Here is a 16,535-nt window from a genome sequence, read left to right as displayed (position 1 = left end):
AGCCCGTCAGGCCGTAAGGTCCACGGTGACGCCCTCGGAGGCCAGGCGCTCCGCGCGGCCACCGCGCGGCTCCGGACCGCGCGACACGACGACGGAGCCGTCGACCGCCCACGCCGCCAGCGAGGCCTCGAGCAGTCGGGGCAGGTCGTCACCCCTGATGTGCACGCGCGTGCCTCGGTCCCAGTCCCGGTGCGGCACCACCTCGTCGTATGCCGCGCTCCAGCCGTGCCCCACGACGGCCGGGTCGGTGGGCCCGGGGTCAGACAGGGCGGCGAACTGGTCGGCATACGTGGCCAGCTCACGTGCCTCGTCCATCGTCCCCGGGGGAAGGGGTGCGGCAGCCGTCCGGGCGAGCGCGGGCAAGGTGACCACGACGACCGGCACCGCATCACGCGGCGCCGGTGCCGCTTCGGCGGGGGTGGCGGCCGGCGCAGCGGTGACGAGCAGGTCACATGGGCCCTCGTCGAGAAGGACGGTCGCGCCGACGGACCAGACGGCGAGCGCCCAGTAGAGGGCACGCCAGTGCGCCGGCAGGTCGAGCCGCACGACACTGCCCGGTCCGAGGTCCCACTCGTCCTGGAGCGCGTTGGCTGCCTTGCTCACCCAGTTGGCCAGCACCTTGGCGCTCAGCTCGATGCGCTCGCCCTGCGTCCCACCCGGCGTGTCCTCGTAGAACGTCACCCTGGGGCGCCCCGGGTCACCAGCCACCATGCGGGCGAGCACGTCCGCGGGCGTGGGGGGCATCAGGCGTTGTTGGCGATGTGTTCGATGACCTCGGTCGTCGAGATCGAGGGGGTCCGGGGAAAGTACACGACCTCGCAGAGGTCGGAGACGAAGTCGAACCGGCCCTTCCAGTCATCGCCCATGGCAAGGACGTCGGCCCTGTGTCGGGTGATGTAGTCGCGCTTGAGCTCGAGGCTCTCCTCGACGAAGACCTCGTCGACCATGCGCAGGTTCTGCACGATCTCGACCCGCTCGGCCTGCGAGAACACGGGGGCACGGCCCTTCTTGCGCATGTTGAGCTCGTCCGCGGACACCCCGACCACGAGGCGGTCGCCGAGCGCCGCAGCTCGCTCGAGGATACGGATGTGACCCACGTGGAGGACGTCGAAGGTGCCGAAGGTGATGACGGTGCGCCGGCCGTTCGTGCTGGTGGCGGGGTCGTCAGCGGGCCGCGGTTCCTGGGACATGGCGTGAGGCTACCGCGCCGCGCCGGGGGCACCCGCACGCTCCGCGCGGGTCCAGTGCACGCCGTGGACTCCTGGCACCGCCGGAGCGCTAGCGTTGCGGGTTGTGAGCAGCCGCGCGCCCCGCAGCTATCCGTACACCCCCGACCCCGGCGACCTGCCCCTGCTGCGGGGTGAGGCGTGGGGCGGCCTGCTCGTCTCGCGCAGCGTGGTCGGCGTCGCCTCGTGGCTCGTCCTCGGCGCGGTCGCCGCCGGCGTCCTCGCCCTGCTGGGGTGGTGGCAGCCGTGGGTGGCCGGCCCGGTCCTGCTCGTCCTGCTGGCCGTCGCCGTCCGCGTGGCCGCGATGGTGCCGGCCCGACCCCTGCCCGTCTGGTCCACGGCGCTGCTGCTGCTCCTGTGCGTCGGGGCGACAGTGTGGGCGGGGTCGACCCACTCGGAGCAGGTGCTGCCCCGCCGGGACTCCGGCTCCTACCTGCAGTCCGCGATCCAGCTCGCGGCCGGGCACGCCCGCCCCATCGACGTGCCAGCCCGGTCCGTCGGTGGCGCCGCCGTCCTGCGGCTGCCCGGCGTGACGCTCGCCAGCCCCGCGTTCTACTCGGTGGGGTCGCCCGCCTCCCCGGCGATCCAGCCGCAGTTTCCGATCGGCCCAAGCGCCTGGTACTCGGTCGCCTGGTGGCTCGGCGGGGCGGACGCCGCGTTCTGGCTCGCCGCGGCGCTGTTCGGCGTGACCGTCCTCGCGGTCGGGCTCCTGGGCTCGCTGCTCGTCGGCCCGCGGTGGGGACCGCTCGCCGCGCTCGCCACCACCCTGCTCTTCCCGCTGCTGCACGTCGGGCGCTCGACCTACTCCGAGCCGGTCGCGCTGCCGGCCCTCGGCGTCGCGCTCGTGGCCCTCACCATGGCGGCGCGGTCGGGGACGGCCGGCGACGCCGCCGCGTCGCGACGGGCGGCCGTCGTCGCGGGAGTGCTGCTCGGCGGCAGCATCGTGGTGCGGGTCGACGCCCTGCGCGAGGTGGTCCTGCTCGTCGTCGTCGCCGCGCTCGCGGGCGCGCAGCGACAGGTCTGGGCGAGGGCGCTGCTCGCAAGCGCGCTCGCCGCCTCGGCCGTCGCGTTCGGCCTCACCTGGCTGACGTCCTACGAGTACCTGGGCAGCATCGCCGGGTCGCTCCTCCCGCTGGTCGCACTGGGCCTGGTCGTGGGGCTCGCGGGCCTCGCGCTCGTCGTGGGCTCGCGACGGGGCTGGTCCCTCGGGACGCTGGCGACCGCATGGCTGCCCCGGGCGCTCGCCGGCGCCGTCGTCCTGGTGGGGGCCTTCCTCGCCTCCCGGCCGCTGTGGCAGACGGTGCGGCAGTCCGCGACCGACCCGGGGTCACGCGTGGTCGCCGGGCTGCAGGCCCGCCAAGGGCTGCCCGTCGACGGGGGCCGCACCTACGCCGAGCAGTCGCTCGTCTGGATGTCGTGGTGGCTCGGCCCCGTGGCGCTGGTGCTGGCGCTGGTCGCCACGGCCGTCCTCGCACACCGGGCCGCGTCGTCCTGGGTGGACGGGCGCGAGCTGCCGGCGTGGACCGGACCGGCCGTGGTCGGTATCGGGTCGACGCTGCTCACCCTCTACCGCCCGGGGATCACCCCCGACCACCCGTGGGCCGACCGGCGGCTGGTAATTGCCCTGCCGACGGTCGTGCTGCTGACCGTCGCCTGCGCGGCCGTGGTGTCGCGGTGGTCCACCCGGCGCCTGCCGTATGCCGTGAACGTCGCCACGAGCCTGCTCGTGGCGGTCGCGCTCGTCGTCCCGGCGGGCATGGCCACGTGGCCGCACCGCGACGAGCGGGTCGAGCAGGGCGAGCTGGCCGCGGTCGACCGGGTCTGCTCGGCGATGCAGCCCGGCGACGTGGCCATCATGGTCGACTCTCGTGCGGCCAACGAGTGGCCGCAGGTGCTGCGCGGCTACTGCGGGGTGCCCGCGCTGTCGACGACGACCACCCTGCGCCAGGACCCGCCGCGGCTGCGCTCGACCCTGGCGCAGGTCGAGTCGGCGGTGCAGGCCCGCGGTGGACGCCTGGTCCTCGTGGCCGCCGACGGGCCGAAGACCCTCACCGACCTGGGGCTGCGGACCGGCACCAAGGCCGTCGACACCACCGTCCGCGAGGACGCGCGCCTGCTCGAGCGCCGCCCCGACGACCTCGTCGACCTGCCGCTGCTGGTCTGGCTGGGCCGGCTCGACGGCTGAGTGGCGGCTTTCCGTCAGCTGCGGCGCGCGAAGGCGTCGGCGGCGAGCCGGCGCACCGCGGCATACGTGCCCCGGTCCGCGGCCACGATGATGCCGGGGGTCATCGCCGAGGGGGAGTAGGGCGTGCCGTCGGGATGACCCACGGTGCCGCCGGCCTCGCGCACCATGAGCGAGCCGGGGGAGTGGTCCCACGGGCTGTTGCGCGCGTAGAGGATGTAGTCGGTGGCGCCCTCGATCAGGCGGGGGTAATCCACGCCGCAGCAGACCCACGACCCGGTGAGGGCGGGCAGGTCGCCCAGGCTGTGCCCGCGCAGGGGCCAGATCGAGGTGACCCCGTGGGGGGCGACGTCGTCGGCGACGGGCTCGCGGGTGACCCGCTGGCCGTTGCGGTAGACACCGGCGCCCTTCTCGGCGACCCAGCCCACCTCGTGCTCGGGCTGCCAGATCCAGCCGCGGACGGTCTCCCCGCCCTTGACCTCGCTGACCATGACGGCGTGGTCCGGGGACCCGTGGACGAAGTTCTTGGTGCCGTCGACCGGGTCGACCGTGAAGGCGTGGTCGGCGGCCACGAACTGGCTGATCGCGGTGGGGTCGGTGGCCGTCCGCTCCTCGCCGAGGACGAAGGCGTCCGGGTATGCCGCGGAGAGCTCGCGGGTGAGGATCGCCTCGGACTCCTGGTCGGCGACGGTGACGAGGTCGCCCGGGTTCTTCTCCATCACCTCGCCGTCGGCCAGCGACCGGAAGCGGGGGGTGATGACCTCGGCGGCCACGGTCTTGAGCAGGTCCAGCACCTCGTCGGTGTCCACGGACCCCACCGTTCCACACCGCGCCGCGCCGCACGAACTCGGGGAGGGTGCCTGGCCGGTAGGCTCGCGGGCGAGATGAGCGAACCTACCCAGACCTTCCCGGTGCCCGAGAGCCCGGCGACCGAGGTCATCAGCACCGGCCTGCCCGCCCCGTCGACGACGACCCCGGCCGGCGCGACCCCGCCCGCCCCGGCGCCCGGTGACGTGCCGGTGCACCCCGCCGACGCGGCATACCTGCCGGCGACCGAGGTGGCCACCCGCGCGCCCGGCGAGGACCCGTCGAAGCCCTACGTCACCATCGTCCTGCCCTGCTACAACGAGGGCCGGCACGTCATGCGCGAGATCGAGCGGATCACCGCGGCGATGGACGCCAGCGAGCTGACGTACGAGCTGCTCTGCATCGACGACGCGTCGACCGATGACACCCTCGAGGTGCTCCACCGGGCGGCTGCGGAGTACCCCAACATCCGCGTGATGCCGTTCCGCCGCAACGGTGGCAGCGGCACGGCCCGCCGCATCGGCACCCAGCAGGCGTACGGCGAGATCGTCGTCTGGACCGACGCCGACATGACCTACGAGAACGAGCGCATCCCCGAGCTCGTGCGGATCCTGCGCGACGACCCGACCTACGACCAGGTCGTCGGCGCCCGCACCACCGAGGAGGGCACGCACAAGTGGGCCCGCGTCCCGGCGAAGTGGCTCATCCGCAAGATCGCCGAGAAGCTCACGAACCAGAGGATCCCCGACCTGAACTCCGGCCTGCGCGCGTTCCGGCGCGAGGTGTCGCTGCCCTACCTGCGGCTCCTGCCCCCCGGGTTCAGCTGCGTCACGACCATCACGCTGGCGTTCCTGTCCAACCAGCACGACATCAAGTACGTGCCGACGAGCTACGCCAAGCGTGCGGGGGAGAGCAAGTTCCACTTCGTGCGCGACGCCTACCGCTACATCCTGCAGGTGCTGCGGATGGTCATGTACTTCGACCCGCTCAAGGTCCTCATGCCGCCGGCCCTGTGGATGATCGTCATCGGCGTCGTCAAGGCCGTCGTCGACATGGTCCGCCACCCGTTCTACTTCCCGGCGAGCACCGTGCTGCTGATCGTCAGCGGCATCATGATCGGGTCGCTGGCGCTGCTGTCCGACCTGGTCGTGCGCTCGCGGGCGGGTGTGTGAGCACGGCGTCGCTCAAGGTCGCGGTCGTCGGTCCGACCCACCCCTACAAGGGCGGGGTCGCCGCCCACACGACGAGCCTCGCGCACGAGCTCGCCGACGCCGGGCACGACGTCACCCTGGTCTCGTGGTCGCACCTGTACCCCAGCAAGCTCTACCCGGGTGAGCAGGCGGTCCCCGGGGGTGCCCCCGACGTGGACCCGTTCCCGCGCACCGTCCGCGCCCTGAGCTGGGCGCGCCCCGACACGTGGGTGCGCACCGGCCGCCGGCTGCGCTCCTTCGACGTCGTCCTCGTCGTGCACGTCATCCCGGCGGTCGTCCCGGCCCACCTCGCGCTCCTGCGCGCCGCCGGCGTCGGGCGGCGCACGGTTGCCGGACGCTCCGTGCGACCGGGCCACCCGCGCACCGTCGTCATCGCGCACAACGTCCTGCCGCACGAGCCGCACGTCGGCGACCGCGAGCTCATGCAGCAGTTCCTCGAGCGGGTCGACGCGGTCCTGGTCCACAGCGAGGACCAGGCCCGCCTGGCCCGCGAGCTGCACGCCCCGCACGTCGCGGTCGCCGAGCTGCCGCCGCACCTGCCCGGCGGGCCGCCGGTCGACCGGCCCGAGCACGACGGGCCTCCGCGGCTCCTGGCCCTCGGCCTGGTCCGCGAGTACAAGGGCGTCGACCTGCTCCTCGAGGCCCTGGCCGAGGTGCCCGGTCCCACGCTCACCGTCGCCGGGGAGATGTGGGGGGCCGCCGGTGACCGGGTCAAGCAGCTCGCCGCCGACCCGCGGCTGCGGGGCCGGGTCGAGGTCCACGGCGGCTACGTGCCCGCCGAGCGGCTCGCGCCACTGCTCGCCGGCCACGACGTGCTCACCCTGACCTATCGCAGCGCCACCGCCTCGCAGAACGCCCTGCTCGGCCAGCGCCACGGCCTCCCGGTCCTGGCCACGGACGTCGCCGGCTTCGGCCGCCAGGTCCGCGACGGGGTCGACGGGCTCGTCGTGCCCCCGAACGACCGCGAGGCCCTCGTCGGTGCCCTGCGGCGCCTCGCCGAGCCCGGGTATGCCGAGCAGCTCCGGTCGGCCGTGCGGCCGCCGGACCTGTCGGGGCCCTGGGCGCGCTACCTCGGTGCCATCGAGGCGCTCGCGAGCGTCGAGCCGGCTGCGGAGCCGGACGCCCCCGAGGACGACGAGCCGCAGGAGACCGGTGCGGCCGCGGTCGCCGGCCGCCTCGGCCGGCGGCTCGCGACCGGCGTTCGGGGACTCGTGGCCGCCGCCCGGCCGGACGTCGAGCTCGGGCCGACCGACCTGCCCGACTGGATCCGGCCGTCCGACGTCCTCGCCGACGCGCAGGACGCCGACGACGCCAAGGCCTTCGCCCGCGCCCTCGGCCTGCCCCGGTGCTCCGACGGCATCGCCGCCTGGGCCGCCCTGGGCACGCTCGCGGCGATCGTCCGCGTGCGCGACGACGGGCGGCGCAGCGCGGTCATCGTCGACGAGAGCGGCAGCCGCTCGCCCCTGTCCCGCTGGGCCCGCGCCATCGGGTTCGCGCCCGTGGAGCTCGAGCTCACCGGACCGCGCTCCAGCGTCGAGGTGCTCGACGTCGACACGGCCTCGCTCGACGTCATCGTGCGGCTGCACCCCGGCGGCTGCGACGCCGACGACGTCGACGAGGCGATGAGCCAGGCGTCGTGGGCGCTGCGCTCCGGCGGCCTGCTCTGCCTCACCCTGCCGATCGGCCACCTCGGCGCCGAGGGGGCGCTCGGCCCGGCCGACGTCCGCGGTGTGCTGGCCCGTGCGCACGACCTCGGCTTCGTGCTGGTGGGCGACCTCGACGGCGACATCACCGAGCGGATGCGCCGGGCCAGCGGCACCTCCCGGCGCACCGACGCGGCATACAGCCTGCTGCGCCTGACCCTGAGGCGGCGCTGATGACGCGCGCCCGGGTCTTCACCGTCCTGCGGATCGCCCTCGCCCTGCTGGTGGTCACGGCCGTCGCGCTCGCGGTCGCCCACAACTGGGCCGAGGTCTCGGAGGACATCGACCGCATCGACGGCGGCACGTTCGCCCTGGCCGCCCTGCTCGTCTGCATCCCCCCGATCCTGACCATGCTGGGGTGGCGGGTGCTGCTCGCCGACCTCGGCACCCCGCTGCACGTGGCCCCGGCCGGCGGCGTGTTCTTCGTCGGCCAGCTCGGCAAGTACCTGCCCGGCGCCGTCTGGAGCATCGTGGCCCAGGCGGAGATGGGCGCGCGGTTGGAGATCCCGCGGCGCCGGTCGGCCGTCGTGGCCTTCGTCAGCGTCGCGCTGGCCGCCATCTGCGGGCTCATCGTCGGGCTGCCCGCGCTGCCGCTGCTCCTCGGCCTCGGTGGGGGAGCGGCGACGACCGGGTGGTTCCTGCTGCTCGTCGTGCCGCTGCTGGCCGTGGTCCTCTACCCGCGCCTGCTCAACTGGGGCATCGCGCTGGTGCTGCGCGTCCTGCGCCGCGAGCCGCTCGAGCACACCCTGTCCGGCCGTGCCGTGCTCACCTCCAGCGCCCTGTTCATCGGGGCGTGGCTCGCCTCCGGCTCCCACGTGCTGGTCCTGGCGCGGGCCACGAGCAGCGGGTACGACGGGGGCCGGCTCGTGCTGGGGACCCTCAGCGGCTTCGCCCTGGCGTCCTCGCTGGCGATGTTCAGCGTCCTGCTGCCCGCCGGGGTGGGGGTCCGCGAGGGCCTGCTCGTCCTCATCCTCGGACCCGTGACCTCGACCTCGGCCGCGACGGCCGTGGTCGTGATCTCGCGGTTCCTGACGGTCATGGCCGACGTCGTCTTCGCGCTGCTCGGGTGGGCCTACGCGCGCTCCCACCACTTGCTGACCTCGCGCGAGGAGCGGGTGGCGGAGCACGTCGTCGTGCCCGAGGACCGGGAACGATAGGTTGCGCCAATGACGACTCCAGACGAGGCCGCTGCCTCGGGCCAGGTCGCCGCGCCGCCCGGGGGACCCCTGCTCGCCGTCGCCAAGCGTGCCGCCGAGCACGTGCTGTGGGCGCGCGTCGCCGTGCAGCGCCGGGCCGAGGCCAGGCGCGGGTATGCCGCGAACCGGCCGGTCCCGCGGTCGGTGCCCCCCACCGCCGTCCTGCGGACCGCTGCCGACTGGGAGCGGGCCGTGGCCGAGGGGAAGCACCTGCGCCTGCCGCTGCACCGCGACCAACCGAAGAACTGGGACGCCCTCGGCGCGGTGGGCGCCGTCCTGACGCTGGCCGACGACGGCTCGCGCACGGCGCGGGTCATGGACGCCGGCAGCGCGCGCTACTCGCCCGTCCTGCCCTGGCTGCGGCTCTACGGCCTGGGCGGTGCCCCCGACTCCCTGCTCGGCATCAACCTCGAGTTCGGCGACGAGGTGCGCCGGGACGGCGTCGTGTTCCGGCACGGTGACGTGACCGCCACGGGCCTGCCCGACTGCTCGCTCGACGCCATCACCTGCATGTCCGTCATCGAGCACGGCGTGCCGCTGGAGGGCTTCCTGCGCGAGAGCGCACGGGTGCTGCGTCCCGGAGGGGTGCTCTGCGTCTCGACCGACTACGACCAGGACCCGCCCGACACCACCGGCCGCACGGCATACGGCACGCCGGTGAAGATCTTCGGCCCGGCGGACATCAGCGCCCTCGTCTCGATGGCCGACGCCGCGGGGCTCGAGCTGGTCGGCGACCTCTCGACCTCGGACGCCCTGTCGCACGCCGAGCGTCCGGTGCACTGGGACCGCGTGGACCTGGACTACACCTTCATCCTGCTGACCTTCCGCCGCCGCCAGGCCCGCTGACGCGGCGAGCCCCTCTCCCCGGCACCATGCACGAGGGCCGCCCGCGGTGTGCGGGCGGCCCTCGTCGTCTCTCTGCAGCCAGGAAGGGCGGTCGCGGCGTCAGGCGGCGCCGGGCTCCTGGGTGTTGTCCTTCGGGTACTTGGTGATGAAGTCCATCACGACCTTGCCGGACAGGTCACCGCACATCTGGCGGTGACCGGCGTCGGAGGCCCAGTGCGACAGCGCGTACGGCGTGCCGGCGGGGAAGGCTCCGCGGCTGGCGTCCCACTCGACGACCTTGAACTTGCCGGAGGCCTCGGGCTGCTTGTCCGCCTTGTCGGCGATCTCCTTGAGCAGCTTGGTGTCCTTCACCTTGGTGCCGTCGTACCAGAGGATCGTGTAGCCGTGCTCGAGGTTGTGCACGAGGACCTCGAGCGGCGGCCGGTCGGCGGCGGTGTAGAAGTCGCGGCCGCTGACGTCCGGGGTGGCGAAGTGGGGGCCGTGGCTCGGCGGGACGGTGTCGTACTTCACCGACGTCTCGTCCGGCTTGTTCGTGCCCGGGCCGACGTGCTCGCCGCTGCCGGTGTTGGGGTCGGTCGTGATCGGCTGGCACTTCGCGGCCGCGAGGGAGGCACCGAGGTTCGGCAGCTGGCCGGCCTTCGCGTCGTTGACCGCGAACAGGACGACACCACCGAGGGCGGCCAGCAGGACGAGGCAGCCGACGATGATCATCCCGGCGACCCTGCGCTCCTTGGCCTTCTGCTGCTGTTGGATCTCGGCCAGTCGGGCCTTGCGGTCCTGGCTCGCACGCTTGTTGCTCACGGGTTCCTCGGGGAGTCGGGGGCGGTTCGCGCAGAGTCTACGGTCCTCGCCCGGTGGCCCGGTCGGAGTCCGGCGAGCTGCCGGGCGACCGGTGGTCTGTCGGGGCAACGCGCGAGAATGGCCTGGTGTCCCCGTCCGCCGAGTCGACCCGTGTGTGGCGGCCCGCTCGCCCGACGGCGGTCGGGCTCGTCGTCGCGGCGTTCCGCCGCGGGGCCGGCGACCCCACGTTCCAGTCCGACCGGGGTGACGGGTGGTGGCTCGGCCTGCCCACGCCTGCCGGGCCGGCGACGCTGCGGCTGGTCCAGCGCTCGGACCTCGCCGAGGTGCACGCGACGGCCTGGGGCCCGGGAGCGCAGTGGGCGCTGGAGCAGGTGCCGTCCCTGCTCGGGGCCGACGACGACGACGGCGACTTCGTGGCGCACCACCCGCAGGTGGCACAGGCACACCGGAGGTATGCCGCGTGGCACGTCCCGCGGTCCGGCCTGGTGCTGCACGCCCTCGTGCCCGCCGCTATCGAGCAGAAGGTGACCGGGCAGGAGGCCTTCGGGGGGTACCGCGCGCTCGTGCGGCGGTTCGGCTCGCGCGCGCCCGGGCCGGGGGCCGACCGGCGGCTGTGGGTCGCCCCGGACGCGGCGGGCTGGGCCGCCATCCCGTCCTGGGAGTGGCTGCGGGCCTCGGTCGACGGTGCCCGGTCGGGCACGGCCGTGCGGGCCGCCAAGGTCGCGGGGCGGCTGGAGCAGGCCGCGGTCCTGCCGCCACGGGAGGCAGGGCGGCGCCTGCGGGCGGTACCCGGCATCGGGGTCTGGACCGCGGCCGAGACGGCGCAGCGCGCGTTCGGTGACGCCGACGCCGTGAGCTTCGGCGACTACCACGTGGCCAAGAACGTCACCTGGGCGCTGACCGGCGAGGCGCTCGGCGACGAGGAGATGGCCGAGGTGCTCGAGCCGTACCGCGGTCACCGGTTCCGGGTGCAGCGGCTGCTCGAGCTGAGCGGTGCCATGCGTCCGCGCCGCGGGCCGCGGATGGCGCCGCGGACGCACCTGCCCAACCGCCAGCGCTGACACCCGCCGACCCGGCCGGGGGCGCGGGACGCGCGCCAGGTGCGCGAACGGGTCGTGGCGCGACGCGGGCGGGGAGGCCGGGGTCGGGGTCAGGCGTTCGGTAGGTGCAGGACGGCTTCGAGCCCACTCGGCTCGGGCGGGTCGGCGACCTCGACGCCCTCGCCCCACAGTGCCGTCCGCAGCCGGCTGACGGCCACCCCGAGCTGGTAGCCGGAGTCCGCCTGGACGCGCAGGTGGCCGGGCCCGACGTCCACGGCGGCGTCCGGGCAGCCGCGCAAGGCCACCCGCACGGCTCGGGCCACACGCTCGGCCACCGCCTCGGGGGCGACGGAGGCGATGCCGTCCTCGAGGGCGGCGGGGGAGCCCGGCGGGACCCCGAGCGCGGACCGGACGGCCTCGACCCGGCCGAGGCCGAACCAGTCCTCCCGCCCCGTCCTGACCAGTGAGCGCGCGCCCGCGCCGACGACCTCGCCGGCCCAGCCCGAGCCGCGGACCACCGCGGCCGGGACGTGCGAGACCTTGCCCTTGACCAGGTCGGCGGCGGCCGCGAGCTCGTCCGCGACGGCCCGGCTGGTGACGCTGAGGGGCGCACCGTCGGCGTCCACGCTGCCGCGCAGGTCGTCGGTGACCTGCACCCCGGCAGCGCCGAGCGCGAAGTCGGTCTGCCCCACCCGCCACGGCCGCCCGGCGGTGTCGCTCACGACCACCCCGAGCCGGGTGAGCCCGGTGAGCACCAGCAGCCGCTCGCGCAGCCGCGCGGCCTCGGCGTCCGGGTCGTCGGGCAGCAGCAGCAGCCCGTCGACCCCGCCCGTGTTCGAGGCGTCCACCCCGGCCGCGGCCATGACCGGGCCGCTCGTGGCCTGGACGATCCGGGTCACCCGGTCGCCTGCCATCCGCTCGGCCACCACGCGCACGGTCTGCCCGACGACGGCGGCGGAACGGTCGCTCGTGTCGGCCCACAGGCCCAGCGACTTCGACACGACCTTGCTCGAGACGACGACCACGTCGCCGTCCACGAGGTCGACGGCCATGGCCGCGCAGGCCTCGACGAGCAGGGCGGCCAGGTCGTCGTCGGCACGGACCTCCGGGACCCCCTCGACCCCGATGACCTCGAGCCGCACCTCAGCGCGCCCGGAGCTCGAGCGCGAGGTCGAGGGCGGCGCCGGCGATGTCCGCCGCCGCCTCCCGGTCGGTCATCAGGAGCGGCCGCCCGACCACCGTGGCCCGGGGGAGCTTCACCGCGTCGACGTCGTCGGGTGCCACGAGCCACCCGTCGAGGAAGTCCTCGTACAGGCCGGCCACCGCACCCGCGGTGGACTCGACCCCGATGGCGGACAGGCACGCGTCCGCGTGGCCGCGCACCGGCATACCGCCGATGAGCGGTGACACGCCCACGACCGGGGCGCGGCTGCCGCGCAGGGCGTCGCGCACGCCGGGGACACCCAGGACGATGCCGATCGAGACGACCGGGTTGCTCGGCGGCAGCAGCACGACGTCGGCCTCGCGGATGGCCTCGAGCACGCCGGGCGCGGGCGTCGCGCGGTCCATGCCCACGGCGAGGAACTGCTCAGCCGGGACCTTGGCCTGCATGCGCACCCACCACTCCTGGAAGTGCACCGCCCGGCGGCCGTCGTCGTCCTCGACCACGACGTGTGTCTCGACGGGGGAGTCGGTCATGGGCAGCAGAGTGATACCACGCCCGGGCAGGCCCCACCGGTCGGCGAGCCGGCCGGTCACCTCCGAGAGCGTCAGGCCCTGGCCGAGCCACTGGGAGCGGACGACGTGGGTGCCGAAGTCGAGGTCGCCGAGGGCGAACCACTGGGGCTCCGCGCCGTATGCCGCGAGCTCGCCCTGGAGCCGGTGGCTCTCGTCGGCACGGCCCCAGCCCTGGCCCTCGTGGACGCCGCCGCCGAGGGTGTAGAGCAGCGTGTCGAGGTCGGGGCAGACCCGCAGGCCGAACAGGGTGATGTCGTCGCCGGTGTTGCCGACGACGGTCAGGGTCGCGTCCGCGAGGTCGGGGATGCGGTCGAGGTGGTCGCGCAGGCCGCGCAGGAAGCGGGCGCCGCCGACGCCACCGGCCAGTGCCGTGATGCGCATGCCACGCAGTCTGTCAGTGCGCCTCGGCGGGCCGCTCACGAGGGCGGGAGAGAACCCCCATGACGGCCACAGCAACCGCACAGGGAGCGCCCCCACGGTGGGGACATGGACAGGACCCTCGACCGGGGAAGGACCCAGCGATGACCCGCCGCACCCACCCGCTCACCACCGCCCGGAGGTGGACCACCGGAGCGATGCTGGCCGGCACCGCCGTCAGCGCCGCCCTCGGCCTGCACCTCGCGCAGGACCACGGCACCGCCACGGCAGCGAGCCACAGCTCGACCGGCACCACGTCCACGACGGGCTCGGCGTCGAGCTCCTCGACCCCGTCGTCCAGCTCCTCGAGCTCGTCGACGACGTCGGCCGCGAAGGCCAAGGCCAAGGCCAAGGCGACCGCGAAGGCCACGACGTCGACGTCGTCCTCGTCGTCCTCGAGCAGCTTCGGCTCGGTCGGCTCGGTCGGCTCCGGCACGGGGTCCTCCCAGGCGAGCTCGAGCGGGTCATGACCGGCCGCCACGACGCCCGTGACGCGTTCACCGCGGCCGCGACCTTCCGCGCCATCGGGACCACCCACCGCATCGTGGTGACCCGCCCGGAGGTCCTGGGCGAGGCCATCGTCACCGCGCGCACCCACCTCGCGGAGCTCGACCGGGCGGCCTCGCGCTTCCGCGCCGACTCCGAGGTCAGCGTGCTGGCCCGCCGGGCCGAGCGGGGACCGGTCACCGCGCTGGTCTCCGACGTGCTCGCCGACGCGCTCGACGCCGCCCTCGCCGCTGCCAGGCTGACCGACGGCCTCGTCGACCCGACGGTGGGGGCGGCCGTCGCGGCCAGCGGCTACGACGACGACCTCGAGGTCGTGCGGGCGGGCGACCGGCCGCTGCGGACGGTGCAGCCGCTCGTGGGTGGCTGGCAGCAGGTGCGGCTCGACCGCGAGCTGGGCCTGCTCACCGTGCCGCAGGGCGTGCTGCTCGACCTGGGGGCCAGCGCGAAGGCGCACGCCGCCGACGTCATCGCCACCCGGCTGGCCGCCGCGCTCCCCGGCGGGTTCCTCGTCGGGCTCGGCGGCGACATCGCCGTCTCCGGCGACCTGCCGCCCGGCGGGTGGCAGATCGGCGTCGAGGGCACGGGCGGCGAGGAGCGCCAGGTGGTGACCGGGACGGGGCAGGCCTTCGCGACCTCCTCCACCACCCGTCGCACGTGGACCCAGGGCGGCCAGCCCCGGCACCACATCGTCGACCCGCGCACGGGGCGCACCGCCTCGAGCCACTGGGAGCAGGTCACCTGCGCCGGCGCCACCGCCGTCGAGGCGAATGCCGCGTCCACCGCGGCTGTGGTGCTCGGGCCGGACGCGCCCGCCTGGCTGGCGCGGCACGGCATACCGGCCCGGCTCGACCGGGCCACGGACGGCGCCGTCACCACCACGCCCGGCTGGCCCGACCCGGCCCGCCAGGACCTCACGGGGAGTGCGGCATGAACGAGCTGCTCTGGTACACCTCCCGCGCCACCGGCGTCGTCAGCCTCGCGCTGCTGACCGCGGTGCTCGTCCTCGGTGCCCTCACTGCGGGTCGCCGCGCACCGCACCGCGTCTCGCCCGCGGTCGTCATGGGCCTGCACCGCTCCCTCGCCCTCGGGACGACGACGTTCCTGATCGCGCACATCGCGACGGCCGTGGGGGAGACCTACGTCAACATCGACCTCGTCTCGGCGTTCCTGCCGTTCACCTCGGGGTACGAGCCGCTGTGGGTCGGGTTCGGGACCATCGCGTTCGACCTCGTGCTCGCGCTCGTCGTCACCTCCCTGCTGCGCCACCGCCTGCCCGAGCGGCTCTGGAAGGCCGTGCACGTCCTCGCCTTCGCGCTGTGGCCCTCCGCCGTCGTCCACGGCTGGGCGATGGGCACGGCCAACCAGCCCCTGCTGCGGGGCTCCACCCTCGCCTGCGCCGCCATCGGGCTCGCCGCCCTCGCGTGGCGCGTCGTCAGCACCCACCACGACCGCGACCGCCGTCGTGCCGTCGCCCTCCAGGAGTGGTCATGAACCTGCTCGCCCAGCTCGAGTCCGCCGGCCTGACCGGGCGCGGTGGAGCCGCCTTCCCGACCGCCACCAAGATCCGGGCCGCGCACCAGCACCGTGCCTCGCTCATCGTCAACGCCTGCGACGGCGAGCTCGGGGCGGCCAAGGACGCCTTCGTCGTCGAGCACCACCTCGAGGAGCTCGTCCGCGGCGCGCGTGCCATCGCCGGCAAGCGGGTGCGCTTCGCCGCCCACCGCGGCTCGGCCACGGCGGCGCGGCTGCACGCCGCCCGGGTGAAGGTGCTGGAGGTGCCGCACCGGTACGTCTCCTCCGAGGAGTCCTCGCTCATCTCCCTCGCCCACGGCGGCCTCGCGCGGCCGATGACCAAGCGGGCGCCGTTCGTGGTCGGCGGCTCGGACTCCACCGGCCGGCGGATCGCCCCGACCGTCGTCCTCAACGCCGAGACCGTGTGGCGGGTCGACCAGGTGCTCGAGCACGGGCCGGAGTGGTTCCGGTCGTACGGCACGGCCGCCGAGCCGGGGCCGCGCCTGGTGACCGTGAGCGGCGCCGTGAGCCGTCCCGGCGTGGTCGAGACCGCGGCCGGGGTCCGCCTGGCCGAGCTCGTCGAGGCGGCCGGTGGGCCGCTGCCCGAGGGCCCGGTCGTCGTCGGGGGCCTCGGCGGGGTCCTGCTGTCGGCGGACGAGGCCCGGGGCCTGCGGTGGTCGAGCCAGGACCTCGCGGCGTACGGCACGAGCACCGGTCCGGGCGTGGTCCACGTGCTCGACCCGGCGGTGTGCCCGGTCGAGGAGGTGGCGCGGTGGCTGCGGTATGCCGCGGGCGAGAGCGCGGGGCAGTGCGGGCCGTGCATGTTCGGGGTGCCCGCGCTCGCCGAGGACTGGGAGCTGCTGGCCGGGGGCGCGGTCTCGCGCAGCTGGGACGCGGCCCTCGACCGCGTCGAGCGACGCGCCGACCTGCTGCGGGGCCGTGGGGCCTGCCGCTTCCCCGACGGCGTGGCGGGCTTCGCCACCTCCGCGGTGCGGGTGCTCGCCGAGCACCTCGAGGAGCACGCGTCCGGACGCTGCTCGACCACCTCGGGGGTGGCGGCATGAGCCTTGGAAGCTCGTCGCGGACCGGTACGCCGCAGGCGGGCGCGGCCGAGCTGCGCGTGGACCGGGTGGACTGCAGCGGCCACGGGATCTGTGCGAGCCTGCTGCCCCGGACCGTCGAGCTCGACGAGTGGGGCTACCCGGTCCTGGCCCCCGGTGGCGGGCACGACGACCCGGCCGACGTCGAGGCCGCCGTGCGCCTGTGCCCCGCCCGCGCGCTGTACCTCATGGACCGGGGCTGAGGGCACGCGGGTCCGCCCTCCTCCTCCGATCGGGCGGATATCAGAGT

Annotated in this window: 17 protein-coding genes; 11 read left to right on the top strand and 6 right to left on the bottom strand. The window is 75.0% G+C overall.

Annotation, left to right across the window (positions count from 1 at the left end):
- Positions 1-6 precede the first annotated feature (6 nt).
- Both RKE38_RS03305 and RKE38_RS03300 read right to left on the bottom strand, forming a co-directional pair.
- Positions 7-744, bottom strand: coding sequence for a TIGR03089 family protein (locus RKE38_RS03305; protein WP_316006022.1), 738 nt, complete (start codon positions 742-744; stop codon positions 7-9).
- Positions 744-1,190 carry an adenylyltransferase/cytidyltransferase family protein gene (locus RKE38_RS03300; protein ID WP_316006021.1) on the bottom strand — a complete coding sequence of 149 codons (447 nt, stop codon included), beginning with the start codon at positions 1,188-1,190 and terminating at the stop codon, positions 744-746. The genes RKE38_RS03305 and RKE38_RS03300 overlap by 1 nt, the downstream gene beginning before the upstream one ends.
- 103 nt (positions 1,191-1,293) lie before the next feature.
- Here RKE38_RS03300 and RKE38_RS03295 point away from each other — a divergent pair, with 103 nt between their 5' ends.
- On the top strand, positions 1,294-3,411 hold the full coding sequence (locus RKE38_RS03295; protein WP_316006020.1) for a hypothetical protein: 2,118 nt from the start codon (positions 1,294-1,296) through the stop codon (positions 3,409-3,411).
- Positions 3,412-3,425: 14 nt separating this feature from the next.
- Here the strand turns inward: RKE38_RS03295 and RKE38_RS03290 are convergent, their stop codons facing one another.
- Positions 3,426-4,217 (bottom strand): inositol monophosphatase, encoded by a 792-nt coding sequence (locus RKE38_RS03290; protein ID WP_316006019.1) that lies wholly within the window; start codon positions 4,215-4,217, stop codon positions 3,426-3,428.
- A 75-nt stretch (positions 4,218-4,292) separates the two neighbouring features.
- Between RKE38_RS03290 and RKE38_RS03285 the strand changes: the two genes are divergently transcribed.
- From RKE38_RS03285 to RKE38_RS03270, 4 genes are read left to right on the top strand one after another with little or no spacing between them, the layout of a single operon-like run.
- On the top strand, positions 4,293-5,387 hold the full coding sequence (locus tag RKE38_RS03285) for a glycosyltransferase family 2 protein (RefSeq protein WP_316006018.1): 1,095 nt from the start codon (positions 4,293-4,295) through the stop codon (positions 5,385-5,387).
- Complete coding sequence (locus RKE38_RS03280) at positions 5,384-7,303, top strand: glycosyltransferase family 4 protein (RefSeq protein ID WP_316006017.1); 1,920 nt, start codon at positions 5,384-5,386, stop codon at positions 7,301-7,303. The genes RKE38_RS03285 and RKE38_RS03280 overlap by 4 nt, the downstream gene beginning before the upstream one ends.
- The gene (locus tag RKE38_RS03275; RefSeq protein ID WP_316006016.1) at positions 7,303-8,286 is read left to right on the top strand and encodes a lysylphosphatidylglycerol synthase domain-containing protein; all 984 of its coding nucleotides are present in this window, start codon (positions 7,303-7,305) and stop codon (positions 8,284-8,286) included. The genes RKE38_RS03280 and RKE38_RS03275 overlap by 1 nt, the downstream gene beginning before the upstream one ends.
- A gap of 9 nt (positions 8,287-8,295) precedes the next feature.
- On the top strand, positions 8,296-9,171 hold the full coding sequence (locus RKE38_RS03270; protein WP_316006015.1) for a class I SAM-dependent methyltransferase: 876 nt from the start codon (positions 8,296-8,298) through the stop codon (positions 9,169-9,171).
- A gap of 99 nt (positions 9,172-9,270) precedes the next feature.
- Here the strand turns inward: RKE38_RS03270 and RKE38_RS03265 are convergent, their stop codons facing one another.
- Positions 9,271-9,972: a DUF3105 domain-containing protein gene (locus RKE38_RS03265; RefSeq protein WP_316006014.1), complete on the bottom strand. Its 702-nt coding sequence runs from the start codon at positions 9,970-9,972 to the stop codon at positions 9,271-9,273.
- A 125-nt stretch (positions 9,973-10,097) separates the two neighbouring features.
- Between RKE38_RS03265 and RKE38_RS03260 the strand changes: the two genes are divergently transcribed.
- The gene (locus RKE38_RS03260) at positions 10,098-11,033 is read left to right on the top strand and encodes a DNA-3-methyladenine glycosylase 2 family protein (protein WP_316006013.1); all 936 of its coding nucleotides are present in this window, start codon (positions 10,098-10,100) and stop codon (positions 11,031-11,033) included.
- A gap of 89 nt (positions 11,034-11,122) precedes the next feature.
- Here the strand turns inward: RKE38_RS03260 and RKE38_RS03255 are convergent, their stop codons facing one another.
- Together RKE38_RS03255 and cofD are read right to left on the bottom strand one after the other, a co-directional pair.
- A complete protein-coding gene (locus RKE38_RS03255) occupies positions 11,123-12,154 on the bottom strand; it encodes a coenzyme F420-0:L-glutamate ligase (RefSeq protein WP_316006012.1) in 1,032 nt (343 codons plus the stop codon).
- A 1-nt stretch (position 12,155) separates the two neighbouring features.
- Complete coding sequence (cofD, locus tag RKE38_RS03250) at positions 12,156-13,130, bottom strand: 2-phospho-L-lactate transferase (RefSeq protein ID WP_316006011.1); 975 nt, start codon at positions 13,128-13,130, stop codon at positions 12,156-12,158.
- Between the two features lie 140 nt (positions 13,131-13,270).
- Here cofD and RKE38_RS03245 point away from each other — a divergent pair, with 140 nt between their 5' ends.
- The 5 genes from RKE38_RS03245 to RKE38_RS03225 are packed head-to-tail and all read left to right on the top strand — an operon-like array spanning position 13,271 to position 16,488.
- Positions 13,271-13,636: a hypothetical protein gene (locus tag RKE38_RS03245; protein WP_316006010.1), complete on the top strand. Its 366-nt coding sequence runs from the start codon at positions 13,271-13,273 to the stop codon at positions 13,634-13,636.
- A complete protein-coding gene (locus RKE38_RS03240; protein ID WP_316006009.1) occupies positions 13,633-14,604 on the top strand; it encodes an FAD:protein FMN transferase in 972 nt (323 codons plus the stop codon). Before RKE38_RS03245 ends, RKE38_RS03240 begins: the two co-directional genes overlap by 4 nt.
- Entirely contained in the window at positions 14,601-15,164 is a 564-nt protein-coding gene (locus RKE38_RS03235; protein WP_316006008.1) for a ferric reductase-like transmembrane domain-containing protein, read from the top strand. The genes RKE38_RS03240 and RKE38_RS03235 overlap by 4 nt, the downstream gene beginning before the upstream one ends.
- Positions 15,161-16,249, top strand: coding sequence for an NADH-ubiquinone oxidoreductase-F iron-sulfur binding region domain-containing protein (locus tag RKE38_RS03230; protein WP_316006007.1), 1,089 nt, complete (start codon positions 15,161-15,163; stop codon positions 16,247-16,249). Before RKE38_RS03235 ends, RKE38_RS03230 begins: the two co-directional genes overlap by 4 nt.
- Positions 16,246-16,488: a ferredoxin gene (locus RKE38_RS03225; RefSeq protein ID WP_316006006.1), complete on the top strand. Its 243-nt coding sequence runs from the start codon at positions 16,246-16,248 to the stop codon at positions 16,486-16,488. The genes RKE38_RS03230 and RKE38_RS03225 overlap by 4 nt, the downstream gene beginning before the upstream one ends.
- The last annotated feature ends 47 nt before the right edge of the window (positions 16,489-16,535 follow it).

Origin of the sequence: Phycicoccus sp. M110.8, from assembly GCF_032464895.1 — a bacterium.
Lineage (GTDB): Bacteria > Actinomycetota > Actinomycetes > Actinomycetales > Dermatophilaceae > Pedococcus.
This window is presented reverse-complemented; position numbering and strand designations above follow the sequence as displayed.